The following is a 15352-nucleotide window of genomic DNA, read 5'->3' on the forward strand; positions in this document are numbered from 1 at the left end:
TTCGATCTCCACCAAGGAATTGCCATGCGTCGCACCGCACTTGCCGCCGTCTGCCTCGCCGCCGCGGCCACCACAGCTCTCGTCGGCTGCCAGTCCGGCCAGGACAAGGCCGACGGCAAGGCGTCCGCCACGGCCGCGTCGAGCAAGCCGAAGGAGCCGTTCGCCGGTCTGAGCGCCGACGAGATCGGCGACCGGGCCATGAAGGCCACCACCGGCGCCTCCTCGCTCCGGATGAAGGGCACCATCCAGGACGACGAGAGCGACGGCACCATCCGGATCGACATGGCCCTGAACAAGAAGAACGAGTGCGCCGGCACGCTCGGCATGGGCGCTCAGGGCAAGACCGACCTGATCAAGACCGGCGACACCGTCTACATGAAGTACGACGAGGCGTTCCTGCGCGAGCAGAGCAAGGGCGAGTCCAAGGCGGACGTCGACGCGGCCGTCTCCCTGCTCGCCGGGAAGTGGACCAAGATGTCCGCCAAGGGCTCCGACGCCAAGGACATCGCGAGCTTCTGCGACCTGAACACGGTGCTCGGCGGCGCCGAGGACGTCGGTTCGGACGGCTCCTCCGGCGGCACGGCCGACCCCACCGCGACCCGGGCCGGCACGGCGCAGGTCGACGGCGCGACCGCGGCCGTACTGAAGGTGAAGGACGGCAAGGACCGCTACACGATGTACGTCGCCACCGAGGGCAGGCCGTACCTGCTGCGCCTGGACAGCACCGCGAAGGACCCGGGCTCCATCACCTTCGGCGACTTCGAGAAGCCGGTTCCGGCGCAGAAGCCCGCCGGGAAGATCCTGGACCTGGACGCGCTGGGCGGCTGAACCGCCCACGCCCTCAAAGGGCGTGCCGCATCCACACATTGGGCTCGACGTACACGGCATAACCCCGCTCCGGCTCGCAGCGCACCGGCACCAGCGCACCGGGCACCTCGACGTCCCCCCGGACGTCGAAGGGCAGCCCGGTCCAGCCGCGCCACTCGGCCAGGGAGCCGGAGACGGTCATCGAGGCGGGGGCCACGCACTCGATGCGGGCTCCCGCGCGGGCGTGCACGCGCAGCCAGGGGTCGTGCGGCAGCCCGTCCGCCCGCACCCGGTGCGCGTACTCCTCGATCAGGGTGTGCGGTTCGAGGTGCTTGGCGCTCGGGCGCACCGGGGCGACGACCTCGCCGAAACCGAGGCTGCGGGCGTTGTCGCGCAGCGCGGAGAGCATCCGCGCGGACAGGCCACGCCCCTGGACGTGCGGAGCGACGACGATCGCGATGGCGCTGACGGTGTCGGGGCGGGCCGAGCCGCGCAGGTCCTCGAAGGCCCACCCGAGCACCTGGTCCCAGCCACGGGCCGGCAGGGCGCCGCGGCCCTCGGCGGCGAGGACGAAGGGCACGCTGTAGGCGTGGGCGAGGACCTGGTCCCGCTCGTCCACGGCGAACAGGACGTACTCCGGCAGTTCGGCGGCGATCCGTCCGTAGTGGGCGTCGCCGACGGGGTCGTGCTTCACGAACTCGGGCCAGCTGTTGTCCATCCGCACGACCGGCCCGAACATCTCGGGACGTTCGGCGAGGCTCGACACCTTCAGCTCCATGCGGTCACCGTAGGCGGGCACGGCACGACGGGACACCGCGTTTTCGCGCCGCGCCGCCCCGCGACGATGCGCCGCGGCCGGCTCCGGTTCGCGTCAGTTCGCGCGGAAGCGGCTCGGCGCCTTCGTCGGATTGCCGCCGGAGGGCAGCTTCTGCCCCGGGCACGTCCTGAGGACCTTCTCCATCGCGGCCTTCTCCGCGCCGGTCACCCACAGCCCGTACTTCTTCTTCACGGCGACCTGAGCCGCGACGTACGTGCACCGGAAGGACTTGTTGGGCGGCACCCAGGTCGCGGTGTCGCCGTCGCCCTTGGAGCGGTTGGTGCTGGCGTCGACGGCGAGGAGGTTCAGCGGGTCGTTGGCCAGGGCTATGCGCTTGCTGGCGTCCCAGTACTTCGCGCCCTTCTGCCAGGCGTCGGAGAGGGCGACCATGTGGTCGATGTCGACCTGGCTGCGGCCGCGCTTGTAGGTGACGTGCTTGCCCGAGTACGGGTCCGACGCCAGGACGCCGTAGGACACCTTGCAGCCGCCGCCGGTGAACCTCACGTCCTCCAGGTCGCGCTTGAGGATGTCGTCCCGGGTGTCGCAGCTGTTGGAGTCGGTGTCCGCCCAGGCGGTGCCGAACCTCTCGCGGCTGTAGCCCGTCTTCGGCGCCCGGCCCTTCACGGTCAGCGACTCCGCGGCCGTCAGGGCGGCGCCGCCGCCCCCGGTCTGCTCCGGCCCGCCGGAACCCGTCTTCGTCTCCGCCTTGCAACCGGCCACGGCGAACACCAGCACGACTGCTGCCGCGGTCCCGCCCCTCAGACGCCTCACGGTGCGCCCCTCCCCTTGCCACCCAAGTCCCCCCTGCAGGGGGCGTCTTCCCGTCCACGGCTTCGCGCACACCGTAGCGGCAGGGCGCACGGAGTCGTTCACGAGGTCCAGACCAATTCGGACTCAAGTGGTCGATCCACGCAATACGGACGTAATGTCGAGAGTGAGTAACTCCGGAAGGAGCTCTGGATGGGCATCTTCGACAGGTTCAAGAGCAACCGCCAGATGCAGGACAAGGCCAAGCAAGGCTCCGACATGGCGGAGAAGAAGGTCAACGAGAGGACCGGCAACAAGTACGAGAGCCAGGTCGACGACGCGCAGCAGAAGATCGAGGGCCAGATGGGCATGGACCGGGACAGGCCGGAGCAGCCGTAGTGCCCGGGGGCTCGGAAGCTCTCCCCCGAACCTGAGAACGGAAGCCGTCCGCGGAGCCCTGGCTCACGCGGACGGCCTCTCGGGGTCCGGCCGCCGCCCCGGGGTCTACGACCCCAGGATCGACGTCAGGAACTCGCCGACCCAGCCCAGCAGTTCGCGTCCGACCAGGGGCTTGCCGCCTACCTTCGCGGTCTTCGGGCGCGGCACGAGCACCTGGTGGACCGCCGGCTTGACGACGACGCCCGGGTAGAGCCGCTTGACGCGCAGTTCCTGGGACTCCCTCAACTCCACCGGTGCGAAGCGGATGTTGTTGCCCTGCAGGACGACCTCGCCGACCCCGCAGGCGCGGGCGAGCATGCGCAGCCCGGCGACCAGCAGCAGGTTCTCCACCGGCTCGGGCAACTTGCCGTAGCGGTCGACGAGTTCCTCGCGCACCGACTTGATGTCCTCCTCCGTGTTGGCGGAGGCGATGGCGCGGTAGGCCTGCAGGCGCAGGCGCTCGCCGGGGGCGTAGTCGTGCGGGACGTGCGCGTCGACGGGGAGCTCGATCTTGACCTCGAGCGGCGGCTCCTCCTCGACGCCGCCCTCCAGCGCGGCCCGGTAGTCGGCCACGGCCTCGCCGACCATCCGCACGTACAGGTCGAAGCCGACGCCCGCGATGTGCCCGGACTGCTCGCCGCCCAGTAGGTTGCCGGCGCCGCGGATCTCCAGGTCCTTCATCGCCACGTACATGCCCGCGCCCATCTCGGTGTGCTGGGCGATGGTGGCCAGGCGCTCGTGGGCCGTCTCCGTCAGCGGCTTCTCCGGCGGGTAGAGGAAGTAGGCGTAGCCGCGCTCGCGGCCACGGCCGACGCGGCCGCGCAGCTGGTGCAGCTGGGAGAGGCCGAAGTTGTCGCCGCGCTCCACGATCAGGGTGTTGGCGTTGGAGATGTCGATGCCGGACTCGACGATCGTGGTCGACACGAGGACGTCGTACTTCTTCTCCCAGAAGTCGACGACGACCTGCTCCAGCGTCGACTCCGACATCTGGCCGTGCGCGGTCGCGATGCGGGCCTCGGGGACGATCTCGCGCAGCCGGGAGGCCGCGCGGTCGATGGACTCGACCCGGTTGTGGATGTAGAAGACCTGGCCCTCGCGCAGGAGTTCACGGCGGATGGCCGCGCCGATCTGCCGCTCCTCGTAGGGGCCGACGAAGGTGAGGACCGGGTGGCGCTCCTCCGGCGGGGTGGTGATGGTCGACATCTCGCGGATGCCGGTGACCGCCATCTCCAGGGTGCGCGGGATCGGGGTCGCGGACATCGTCAGCACGTCGACGTTGGCGCGCAGCTTCTTCAGCTGCTCCTTGTGCTCGACGCCGAAGCGCTGCTCCTCGTCGACGATGACCAGGCCCAGGTCCTTGAACTTGGTCTCCGAGGAGAACAGGCGGTGGGTGCCGATGACGACGTCCACCGAGCCGTCGCGCAGCCCCTCCAGGACGGCCTTCGCCTCGGTGTCGGTCTGGAAGCGGCTCAACGCCCGTACGTTCACCGGGAACTGGGAGTAGCGCTCGCTGAACGTGCCGAAGTGCTGCTGCACCAGCAGGGTCGTCGGCACGAGGACCGCGACCTGCTTGCCGTCCTGGACGGCCTTGAAGGCGGCGCGGACCGCGATCTCCGTCTTGCCGTAGCCGACGTCGCCGCAGATCAGGCGGTCCATCGGGACCGTCTTCTCCATGTCGTCCTTGACCTCGGCGATGGTGGTGAGCTGGTCGGGCGTCTCCGCGTACGGGAAGGCGTCCTCCAGCTCGCGCTGCCACGGGGTGTCCGTGCCGAACGCGTGTCCGGGGGCCGCCATGCGCGCGCTGTAGAGCTTGATCAGGTCGGCCGCGATCTCCTTGACGGCCTTCTTGGCGCGCGCCTTGGTCTTGGTCCAGTCGGCGCCGCCCAGGCGGTGCAGGGTCGGTGCCTCCCCGCCGACGTACTTGGTGATCTGCTCCAGCTGGTCGGTGGGGATGTAGAGGCGGTCGCCGGGCTGGCCGCGCTTGGCGGGGGCGTACTCGACGACCAGGTACTCGCGGGTGGCGCCCTGGACCGTGCGCTGCACCATCTCGATGTAGCGGCCCACGCCGTGCTGCTCGTGGACGATGTAGTCGCCCGCCTCCAGGGTGAGCGGGTCGATGGTCTTGCGGCGGCGGGCCGGCATCCGGGCGCCGTCCTTGCCGGCCGCCTTCTGGCCGGACAGGTCGGTCTCGGTCAGCACCGCCAGCTTCAGGGCCGGGTCCACGAAGCCGTAGTCGATCGAGCCGCACGCCACGTGCACGACGGACGGGGAGATCTCTCCGAGCTCGGCGTCCAGGCGGGCCGCGATGCCCTCGCCGCCCAGCACCTCGACGGTGCGGGAGGCGGGGCCGTGGCCCTCGGTGACGAAGACCGTGCGCCAGCCGTCGGCGAGCCAGCCCTTGGTGTCGGCGAGCGCCTTGGCGGTGTCGCCGCGGTAGGTCTCGGGGGCGTGCATGCCGAGCTTGAGCGTGTCCGCGTCCAGCTCCTCGTCCGCCGCGAACGGCGACACCGACCACCACATCATGTCCAGCTCGCGCGCCCGGTCCCGGACGTCCGCGATGGACCACAGGGAGGCCGCGCCCACGTCGATGGGCGCCTCGCCGCCGCCCGCGGTGGCGGCCCAGGACGCCTGCAGGAACTCCTGGCTGGTGGCCACGAGGTCGGCGGCGCGCGTGCGGACCCGCTCCGGGTCGCAGACGAAGGTCATGGCGCCCTCGGGCAGCACGTCGAGCAGCAGCTCCATGTCGTCCACCAGGACGGGCGCCAGCGACTCCATGCCGTCCACCGCGATGCCCTCGGCGATCCTGCCCAGCAGCTCGCCCAGCTCCGGGTGCTGCTCCGCGAGGACACGCGCGCGCTCGCGCACGTCGTCCGTCAGCAGCAGCTCGCGGCAGGGCGGCGCCCACAGGCCGTGCGCTGCGACCTCGAGGGAGCGCTGGTCGGCGACCTTGAAGTAGCGGATCTCCTCGACGTCGTCACCCCAGAACTCCACCCGCAGGGGGTGCTCCTCGGTGGGCGGGAAGACGTCGAGGATGCCGCCGCGCACGGCGAACTCGCCGCGCTTCTCGACGAGCTCAACGCGTGCGTACGCGGCGGCGGCGAGGGCTTCCACCACCTCGTTCAGGTCGGCGGTGCTGCCCGTCCTCAGGGCGACGGGCTCCAGGTCGCCGAGGCCCTTGACCTGCGGCTGGAGCACGGAGCGCACGGGCGCGACGACGACGGAGACCGGGCCGGTCTCGGGGTCGTCGGGCCTCGGGTGGGCGAGGCGGCGCAGCACGGCGAGCCGGCGGCCCACGGTGTCGCTGCGCGGGCTCAGGCGCTCGTGCGGGAGCGTCTCCCAGGAGGGGTACTCCACGACGCCGTCGGACGGCAGCAGGGACCTGAGGGCGGCGGCCAGGTCCTCGGCCTCGCGGCCGGTCGCCGTCACCGCCAGCACGGTGCGGCCGGTCTCGCGGGCCAGCGCGGCCACCGCGAAGGGGCGGGCCGCCGGCGGGCCGACCAGGTCGACGTGCATACGGCCCGCGCCCGCTGCGGCCTTGACGGCTTCCGCGAGGGCGGTGTCCTTGACGACGGCGTCGAGCAGACCGTGCAGGCTCATTCGGGGCGGCTTTCGTCCGGGGGTGGGCAACGCGAATCGCCCGACGCGCGCTGCGGGCCGGGGGTCTCTCCAGCGTACGTCGCGCTTCGCGAGGGTGCGGCCGCCCTGTGGACAACGGCGATCACCGGTGCCCGGGGCTGCCGCGCCCCCCGGCACCGCACACAGCAGAACCCGGCGCCGAGGAGTCCCCCAAGACTCCTCGGCGCCGGGCGCTCCCCCGCAACCCCCGTATGCGGTGGCCGTACCCCCCTGCCCTTCTCCCCTATTCGGTGGCGATGGCGTTCAGGACGTTCATCCGGCCCGCGCGGAACGCCGGGATCAGGGCCGCGATCAGGCCCACGAGGGCCGAGCCGAGGAAGACGGCGATCAGGGTCGGCCAGGGGATCTCCAGAACCTTCAGGCCCTCCAGGGCGAGCAACTTCTGGGCCGTGGCTCCCCAGCCCATGCCCAGGCCGAGGCCGAGCAGGGCGCCGAAGAGGGCGATGACCACTGACTCCATGCGGATCATGCGGCGCAGCTGGCGGCGGGAGAGGCCGATCGCACGCATCAGACCGATCTCACGGGTCCGCTCGACCACCGAGAGGGCCAGGGTGTTCACGACACCCAGGATCGCGACGATGATCGCCAGGGCCAGCAGACCGTAGATCATGTTCAGCAGCTGCCCGATCTGGTCCTTCAGCGCCTGCTTGTAGTCGGTCTGGTCGCGCACCTTGTACTGCGGGTAGTCGTGCAGCGCGGACTTCAGCGACTTGTACGCGGCGGCCTGCTGCCCGTCCTTGGCGGTGGCGAAGACCAGCTGGTCCAGCGGCATCTTGTCGGCCGGCACGTACTTGGCCAGCGTGGCGATGGACGTGTACTTCGAGCCCGCGTCGATCAGGCCGTCGCTGCTGGTGATGGCCCGGACGGTCAGCTCGGCCGTCCGCCCGTCCTTGAAGGCGATCCTGATCTTCGAGCCGAGGTGGACGTCGTGCGCCTTGGCGAACTTCTCGTGGACCGACATCGAGTCCGGCAGGTAGGCGTCCTTGAGGTTGCCCGCGACCGTCTTGGTGCGCAGGTCCGTCGCGTACGTCGGGTCCGCCGCCGTGATGTCGGTGTTCTTGAGCGTCTTGCCGTCGGGGGTGGTGTAGTCGGCCTCGGTCATGCGGTACTCGGTGACCCGCTGCATGCCAGGCGTCGACTTCACGGCCCTGACCGCCTGCGGCGTGATCAGCTGCCCGCTGTCGGACTGGACGATGAAGTCCGTGCCGACGGTCTTGTCGAGCTGGTCGGTGGCGGAGGCGACCATGGAGGAGCCGACCACCGAGAGGCAGGCGACCAGCGCGAGCCCGATCATCAGGGCGGCGCCCGTGGCACCGGTGCGGCGCGGGTTGCGCAGCGCGTTGCGCTCGGCCATGCGGCCGACCGGGCCGAAGATCCGCAGGATCACGGCGCCCAGGACGCGCACCACGCCGCCCGCGAGCAGCGGGCCGATGACGACGAACCCGATCAGCGTCAGGACCACGCCGAGGCCGAGCCACAGCGAGCCGTCCTTCGCCTTGTCCACGCCCGCGGCCAGGTAGAGGCTGTAGCCGCCGGCGCCGGTGAGGACCAGGCCCACCAGGGCGCGGATCCGCCCGGACCGCGCGTCGGCGGGGGCTCCCGCGTCGCGCAGCGCGGCCATCGGGGAGACCTTGCCGGCCCGGCGGGCGGGCAGGTAGGCGGCGAGGACGGTGACGACGACGCCGAGCAGCAGGCCCACCACCGGGGTGGTCCACACGACCGTCAGGTCGCTGGTCGACAGATGCATGCCCATCTTGCCCATGAGCTTCATCAGGCCGACGGCGAGGCCGACACCCGCGCCGACCCCCAGCACCGAGCCGAAGAAGCCGAGCAGCAGCGCCTCGACCAGCACGGAGCGGTTGACCTGCTTGCGGGAGGAACCGATGGCCCGCATCAGACCGATCTCGCGGGTGCGCTGGGCGACCAGCATCGAGAAGGTGTTGATGATCAGGAAGATGCCGACGAGGAAGGCGATCCCGGCGAAGCCGAGCATCGCGTACTTCATGACGTTCATGAAGCCCTCGACGTCCTTCTGGTTGGCGTCGGCGGTCTCCTTGGCGGTCTGCACCTTGTAGCCGGTGCCGAGCGCCGCGCGCACGTTGTTCTTCAGCTGCGGGTCGCTGACGCCGGAGGCGGCCGTGACGTTGACGTTGGTGTAGACACCGGTCCTGCCGACCAGCGTCTGCTGGGCGGTCCTGGTGTCCAGGTAGAAGATCGCGGCACCGGGGTTGGTGACCTGGAAGTCGGCGATGCCGGAGATCCGCGCGTGGTGCGTGCCGACCGCGCTGATCACACCGAGCTCGTCACCGAGCCGCAGGTGGTGCTTGTCGGCGGTGTCGGCGTCGACCATCACCTGGTCCGGGCCCTTGGGCGCCGTACCGGAGGAGATCTTCATGGTGCGGGCGTCGTTGCCGTTCCAGCTGCCGACGATGGTCGGGGCGCCGCTGGAGGGCGACAGGTTGTCCTTCTTGCCGTCGACGACCGTGACGGAGGTCGAGAAGACGGTCCCCTCCGCCGACTTCACGCCCTGCGCCGAGCGCACCTTGCCGAGCACGGAGGCCGGCATGACCGGCGGCCGGCCGTTGTTGGAGGTCGTCTCGCCGCTGTCGGAGGCGCCCTTGGCGCTCACCGTCACGTCGGAGGAGGTCGCCTGGAACAGCTTGTCGAAGGTGGTGTTCATGGTGTCGGTGAACACCAGCGTCCCGCAGACGAAGGCCACCGACAGCAGCACGGCGATCGCCGAGAGGGCCATGCGTCCCTTGTGCGCGAAGAAGTTGCGCATGGATGTCTTCAGGACGGTCATGACGTACGCCCCCGGGCGTCGAAGTCCTTCATACGGTCGAGGACGGCGTCCGCGGTCGGCCTCAGCATCTCGTCGACGATGCGGCCGTCGGCGAGGTACAGCACCCGGTCCGCGTACGAGGCGGCGACGGGGTCGTGCGTGACCATCACGATGGTCTGCCCGAGCTCGTCGACGGAGCGGCGCAGGAAGCCCAGCACCTCGGCGCCCGCACGGGAGTCCAGGTTTCCGGTGGGCTCGTCGCCGAAGATGATCTCGGGCCGGGCGGCCAGCGCCCTTGCCACGGCGACGCGCTGCTGCTGGCCGCCGGAGAGCTGGGTGGGCCGGTGCCGCAGCCGGTCGGAGAGCCCGACCGTGTCGACGACGCGCGTGAGCCACTCCTTGTCGGGCTTGCGCCCGGCGATGTCCATCGGCAGCGTGATGTTCTCGATCGCGTTGAGCGTCGGCAGCAGGTTGAACGCCTGGAAGATGAACCCGATCCGGTCCCGGCGCAGCTTGGTGAGCTTCTTGTCCTTGAGCCCGGTGATCTCGGTCTCGTCCAGGTAGATCTGACCGGAGGTCACGGTGTCGAGGCCGGCGAGGCAGTGCATCAGCGTGGACTTGCCGGAGCCCGAGGGGCCCATGATCGCGGTGAACTGGCCGCGGGCGATGTCCACGTCGACATGGTCGAGGGCGACGACGCGGGTCTCCCCGGACCCGTACGCCTTGACGACCTGCCGCGCCCGCGCGGCAACGGCCGTACGCCCTCCAGTACCCCCGTGCCTGGGAATGGTTACGGCCGAAGTCATGGTAAGTCTCCTATGTCGGGCGGCAGATGGGCCTGCCGGCCTGCGGATGAGCTGTGCGGATGAACGGTGAGGCGCTACGTCGATGAGTCTGTCGCCGAAGAGGGGTGCCGCGCGCTGGTGCCCAGCACCCTCTTCTACGGGGGAAAACCCCACCCCCGCCGGTTCGGTCAACCGCCCCCCAGCGGCATAAAGCCAGGTTAAGGACGCCCTGTGGCCGTCTCGTCCTCCGGCGGGACGAACCCTCCCCGAGCCGTAGTACGGAGGAACCCCTAAGGGAGCTCCACCGACGGGTGGAGCCGCTCTAGGGGTTCGGTCCACCCACCGGCCCACTCACCTTCCACCCTGCCGCGACGTGAGGGTCAAGTGGCAGAGTGGTCGCGGCAGATAGATGCAAGGGGAAGGAATCCCGTGGACCAGGGGGACACAGAGATACGGGCCGCCAGGACGGACGAGCCCACGAAGGACACGCACCGGCGCGGAGCGGTGGTCGCCGCTCTGATGCTGGCGATGGCGCTCGCCGCCCTGGACGCCACCATCGTCTCCACGGCCGTCCCCCAGATCGTCGGCGACCTCGGCGGTTTCTCCGTCTTCTCCTGGCTCTTCTCCGGCTATCTGCTCGCCGTGACGGTGACCCTGCCCGTCTACGGCAAGCTCTCCGACACCTTCGGCCGCAAGCCGGTCCTGGTCGCGGGCGCCGCCGTCTTCCTGCTCGGCTCGCTGCTGTGCGCCGCGGCCTGGAACATGGGGGCGCTGATCGCCTTCCGCATCGTGCAGGGCCTGGGCGGCGGGGCGCTGCAGGGCACGGTGCAGACCCTGGCCGCCGACCTGTACCCGCTGAAGGAACGGCCCCGGATCCAGTCCAAGCTCTCCACGGTCTGGGCGGTGTCGGCGGTGGCCGGCCCCGGAATCGGCGGCATCCTGGCGGCGTACGCCGACTGGCGCTGGATCTTCCTGGTCAACCTCCCCATCGGCGCGGTGGCGCTGTGGCTGGTGGTCCGCCATCTCCACGAACCCCGGCGGCAGCGGACCGGGCGGCCGCGCATCGACTGGGCGGGCGCGCTGGCGGTGTTCGCGTGCGGGGGCGTGCTGCTGACGGCGCTGGTGCAGGGCGGGGTGGCCTGGCCCTGGCTGTCGGCTCCGTCGATCGCCTTCTTCGGTACGGGACTCGCCCTCGTCGCGCTCGTGGTGGTGGTCGAGCGGCGGGCGGCCGAGCCGATCATCCCCGGCTGGGTGTGGCGCCGCCGCACGATCGCCGCGGTGAACCTGGCGCTGGGCGCGCTCGGCTTCCTCATGGTGGCCCCCAGCGTGTTCCTGCCGACGTACGCGCAGTCGGTGCTGGGGCTGGCGCCGGTGGCGGCCGGATTCGTGCTGTCCGTATGGACGCTGAGCTGGCCGGTGTCGGCCGCGCTGAGCCAGCACGTGTACCGCAGGATCGGCTTTCGCAACACGGCGATGCTCGGCATCGGGACGGCGGCGCTGATCCTCTTCGCGTTCCCGTTCCTGCCCTACCCGGGCTCGGCCTGGCAGCCCACGCTGCTGATGCTCCTGCTCGGCGCCGCCCTCGGCCTGTTCCAGCTGCCGCTGATCGTGGGCGTGCAGTCGACGGTGGGCTGGGCGGAGCGCGGCACCACGACGGCGTCCGTCCTCTTCTGCCGCCAGACCGGGCAGACGATCGGCGCCTCGGTCTTCGGCGCGGTCGCCAACGGCGTGCTCGCCGCCCGCCTCGGCGGCGTGGGCGACCTGGACGTGGTGACGCGTGGCCTGGACTCGGGAGCGGTCGCGGAGGCGACCCGGCGGGCGATCGCGGACGCGGTGCACGCGGTGTACATCGGGGCGGGATGTGCGGCCGCCGCGGCCTTCCTGGTGCTGCTGTTCCTGGCACCGCGGCGCTTCCCGGTGCTCGACGACTGACGTCCGAGGCGTACACGCAGGCCGGTTCTGTAGCGGGTTCGGCCCGCCAAAGATCTGAGTTAATCGCGGTAACACCCGAGGTCAGCGATGTAAGCGCGTACCGACCAATCAGTTTGGTGAAAACTCCCCACAGGCTTGAACCGGCCGGTAACGTGCGGGGACCACACGCCCCCCACCTCCCTGCGGTCCTCCGCCAAGGACCCGAGCCACGCAAGGAGCACCGGGATGTCCTACGAACCGTCCCCGCGCTATCCGCACCGTCCGCCGCACGACCCCTCCCCGGGGTACGACACCACCTATCCCTGGCAGCCACCCGTCAGAGCGCCCGAGCCACCACCGCGGCACCGCACGCCCGAGCCCGCCCTCGGGCACCACAGCGATCTGCGGATCCTGCGCGGCGCCTACCGCTGGCAGCGCCGCACCGCCACCCTCACCGCCCTCGGCTACTTCACGCTGTTCCTGATCCTGTCGGCGTTCGCGCCGTCGTTCATGACGAGCGAGATCGCCGACGGCCTGCCGACCGGGCTGGTCCTCGCACTGGCCCAGATCCCGGTCACCTGGCTGGCGATCGGGCTCTACGAGCACACCGCCCGCCGCCACGTCGACCCGATCGCGGCCCGTATCCGCAAGCAGTCCGAGGTGGACGCCAAGCGGGAGGCGGCACGGTGACCGGATTCAGCGGCAACGCCCAGGCCATGTCCCTGGTCGCCTTCTCCGCGATCGCCACGATCACGCTGCTGCTGTGCGTGATGACCGGCCCGGACGGTGACGACCTCGACGAGTTCTACACCGGCTACGGCTCCCTCTCCCCCATGCGCAACGGGCTCGCCATCGCCGGCGACTACATCTCCGCGGCGAGCGTGCTGGGCACCGGCGGCGTCATCGCCCTGTGCGGCTACGACGGCATCGCACTGGCTCTGAGCACCGCCCTGTCGCTGATGCTGCTGATGTTCCTGCTGGCCGAACCCCTGCGCAACGCGGGCCGGTTCACCATGGGCGACGCACTGGCGCGGCGCATGCCGGGCCGCGCCGTGCGCATCACCGCGTGCCTGGTCACCATCGCCGCACTGCTGCCGCTGATGCTGGTCCAGCTGGCGGGCACCGGGCAGCTGCTGGCCTTCATCCTGGGCTTCTCCGGCGACTCGCTGAAGACCGGCTGCATCATCGGCCTGGGCGCCCTGATGATCAGCTACGCGGCGATCGGCGGCATGAAGGGCACCGCCCTCATCCAGATCCTGAAGATCGTGATGCTCCTCGGCTCGGGCGCCGTCGTCGCGGTCCTGATGCTGAAGCGGTTCGACTGGGACCCGGGCGCCCTGTTCAGCACGGCCGCCGCGCAGAGCGGGGTCGGTTCCCGCTTCCTGCACTCCGGCGTGGAGTTCGCGGGCAGCTCCTCCCCCCGCCTGGACATGATCGTCTCGCAGCTCACGGTGGTCATCGGCGGCGCCTGCCTGCCGCACGTCACCATGCGCATGTACACCGCGCGCAGCGCCCGCCAGGTGCGCCGCTCGATGTCCTGGGCGGTGTCGTCGGTGGTGCTGTTCGTCCTGATCATGACCGTGGTCGGCTTCGGCGCGACCGCGCTGATCGGGCGGGCGGTGATCGCGCAGGCGGACCCGCAGGGCAACACGGCCTATCTGCTGGGCTCCCGCGCGGCCTTCGGTGCGCAGGTCTCCACCGCGGAGACGTTCCTGTTCACGACGGTGACGACGGCGATCTTCCTGACGCTGCTCGCCTCCGTCGCCGGCATGATCCTCGCCTGCGCCAACTCCCTCGCCCACGACGTCTTCGCCGGGCGCGTGGAGGAGATGTCGGAGCGCCGGGAGATGACGCTGGCCCGGGTCTCGGCCCTCGCCGTGGGCGTTCCCGCGATCCTGCTCGCCACGCTGGTCCAGCACCACAGCCTGCAGCCCCTGGTGACGCTCTCCTTCTGCCTCGGCGCCTCCGCCATCGCCCCGGCCCTGGTCTACAGCCTCTTCTGGCGCCGCTACACCCGTACGGGCCTGCTGTGGACGCTGATCGGCGGATCGATCGCGGTCCTGCTCGTGATGCCGGGCACCAACCTGGTCTCGGGCTCCCCCACCGCGGCCTTCCCGCACGCCGACTTCAACTGGTTCCCCTTCACCACGACCGGCCTGCTGACGATCCCGCTGGGCTTCGCCTTCGGCTGGCTCGGCACGGTGGTCTCCGGCCGCCGGGCGTCGGAGGAGCAGCGCCGGCAGTACGAGGCGGTCGAGGGGTGGATCCTGGCGGGCGCGGTGCGCCGGACCGGCTGAGCGCCGGGAAGCCGCGGCCGGGGTCCGCTCGCCCCGGCCGCGGCTCCCCGCGCCGCGTCACTCCCCCGGCGCCGAACCCGTCAGCGCCGTGAGACTGTTGCGTACGACGTCCATCTCCGTCTGCACGTCCCCGGACCGCTCCTGGTGCTCGTGCAGCACCTGCTCCGTCTCCCGGGCGATCTGCTCCTCGCGCAGCCGCGCCCCGGCGAGAATCTCGGCGGCACGCTCGCGCGCCTCGTCCTGGCAGCGGCGGTCGTTCTCCTGCGCCTCGGCGAACAGCCGCTCCGCCTCGGCCAGTTCCGCCTCCGCGCGGGCCGTGCGCTCGGCGCCGCGGGCGTCGCGCCCGGCCATCCGGTCGGACTCCAGCTGCTCCACCTCGGCCCACCGATCGGCGCACTCCTTGGCCTGCTCGGTGAGCATGGCGGCGGTGCGCCGGCGCACCTCCCGCAGCGCGGACAGCGCCTCGCCGCGGCCCTCCTTCACCGCGCGCCGGGCGCCGACGCGGATCTCGTCGGCCTCGGCCTGCGCGGCGAGCAGCCGGTGGCGGGCCCGGTCCTCGGCGTCGGCGCGCACGGCGTCGGCGTGCGCCTGCGCGGCGTCCCGCACGCCGTTCGCGTGCTCCTCGGCCGCCTCCCGGTACCGCCGGGCCTCCTGCCGCGCCCGCTCCCGGACGGCCTCCGCCTCCTCCAGCACGTACTGGAACAGGCGCCGCGCGCCCTCCCCGAGCGTCTCGTAGGACTGCGGGGCCAGGTGCGCCACCGACTCCTGCAGCAGCTCGGCCTCCACCTCCATGTCCCGGGCGAGCACGGTGAGCCGGGCCGCCCGCTCCCAGGCGGCGTCCCGGTCCCGGGAGAGCGCGTCGGCGAAGGCCTCGACCTGTTCGGGACAGTAACCACGCCCTCGTACGACTCCGAAGCCATGGGGCGAGACCCGTGTGCCGCTCATCCTGGAACCCCTCTCCGCCGAACTGTCCGCCGAACGGGCGCGAAATGATGATTTCGCGCACATCTTGATATATCGGACGGAAGTGTTCATAACGCGACACTCCGAGCGCCACTCGCGGTCGCACGCGGTCGCACGCGGTCGCACGCGAAAGGGCCGGGCCGGTCGGAAGACCGGCCCGGCCCCTCGG

The 15352-nt window shown here is 71.1% G+C and carries 11 protein-coding genes; 5 read left to right on the plus strand and 6 right to left on the minus strand.

The genetic code is table 11. The features are described 5' to 3' along the window. Positions 1–24: 24 nt before the first annotated feature. Positions 25–828, plus strand: coding sequence for a hypothetical protein (locus tag ACFU97_RS32075; protein ID WP_384263750.1), 804 nt, complete (start codon positions 25–27; stop codon positions 826–828). A 13-nt stretch (positions 829–841) separates the two neighbouring features. Here ACFU97_RS32075 and ACFU97_RS32080 read toward each other — a convergent pair whose 3' ends face one another. Both ACFU97_RS32080 and ACFU97_RS32085 read right to left on the minus strand, forming a co-directional pair. Next, positions 842–1585, minus strand: a complete 744-nt coding sequence (locus tag ACFU97_RS32080; RefSeq protein WP_384263753.1) for a GNAT family N-acetyltransferase — start codon at positions 1583–1585, stop codon at positions 842–844. 93 nt (positions 1586–1678) lie between these two features. After that, positions 1679–2395 carry an HNH endonuclease family protein gene (locus tag ACFU97_RS32085; RefSeq protein WP_384263756.1) on the minus strand — a complete coding sequence of 239 codons (717 nt, stop codon included), beginning with the start codon at positions 2393–2395 and terminating at the stop codon, positions 1679–1681. Positions 2396–2584: 189 nt separating this feature from the next. Here ACFU97_RS32085 and ACFU97_RS32090 point away from each other — a divergent pair, with 189 nt between their 5' ends. Then, positions 2585–2770: an antitoxin gene (locus ACFU97_RS32090; RefSeq protein WP_384263759.1), complete on the plus strand. Its 186-nt coding sequence runs from the start codon at positions 2585–2587 to the stop codon at positions 2768–2770. 105 nt (positions 2771–2875) lie between these two features. Here the strand turns inward: ACFU97_RS32090 and mfd are convergent, their stop codons facing one another. The 3 genes from mfd to ACFU97_RS32105 form a co-directional block, all read right to left on the minus strand. Next, positions 2876–6406, minus strand: a complete 3531-nt coding sequence (gene mfd, locus ACFU97_RS32095; protein WP_384263762.1) for a transcription-repair coupling factor — start codon at positions 6404–6406, stop codon at positions 2876–2878. Positions 6407–6668: 262 nt separating this feature from the next. Continuing rightward, positions 6669–9248, minus strand: coding sequence for an ABC transporter permease (locus ACFU97_RS32100; RefSeq protein WP_384263765.1), 2580 nt, complete (start codon positions 9246–9248; stop codon positions 6669–6671). Beyond that, on the minus strand, positions 9245–10033 hold the full coding sequence (locus tag ACFU97_RS32105; RefSeq protein WP_384263768.1) for an ABC transporter ATP-binding protein: 789 nt from the start codon (positions 10031–10033) through the stop codon (positions 9245–9247). Before ACFU97_RS32105 ends, ACFU97_RS32100 begins: the two co-directional genes overlap by 4 nt. Before the next feature lie 408 nt (positions 10034–10441). Here ACFU97_RS32105 and ACFU97_RS32110 point away from each other — a divergent pair, with 408 nt between their 5' ends. The 3 genes from ACFU97_RS32110 to ACFU97_RS32120 all read left to right on the plus strand — a co-directional run bounded on the left by ACFU97_RS32110 (position 10442) and on the right by ACFU97_RS32120 (position 14220). Beyond that, a complete protein-coding gene (locus ACFU97_RS32110; protein WP_384263771.1) occupies positions 10442–11944 on the plus strand; it encodes an MFS transporter in 1503 nt (500 codons plus the stop codon). 225 nt (positions 11945–12169) lie between these two features. Next, entirely contained in the window at positions 12170–12613 is a 444-nt protein-coding gene (locus ACFU97_RS32115) for a DUF485 domain-containing protein (protein WP_384263774.1), read from the plus strand. Between the two features lie 26 nt (positions 12614–12639). After that, a complete protein-coding gene (locus ACFU97_RS32120; protein WP_384263921.1) occupies positions 12640–14220 on the plus strand; it encodes a cation acetate symporter in 1581 nt (526 codons plus the stop codon). Positions 14221–14277: 57 nt separating this feature from the next. Here the strand turns inward: ACFU97_RS32120 and ACFU97_RS32125 are convergent, their stop codons facing one another. Further along, positions 14278–15165 carry a cellulose-binding protein gene (locus tag ACFU97_RS32125; protein WP_384263777.1) on the minus strand — a complete coding sequence of 296 codons (888 nt, stop codon included), beginning with the start codon at positions 15163–15165 and terminating at the stop codon, positions 14278–14280. Positions 15166–15352: the final 187 nt, after the last annotated feature.

It is taken from the genome of Streptomyces sp. NPDC057616 (assembly GCF_042800575.1).
Taxonomy (GTDB): domain Bacteria; phylum Actinomycetota; class Actinomycetes; order Streptomycetales; family Streptomycetaceae; genus Streptomyces.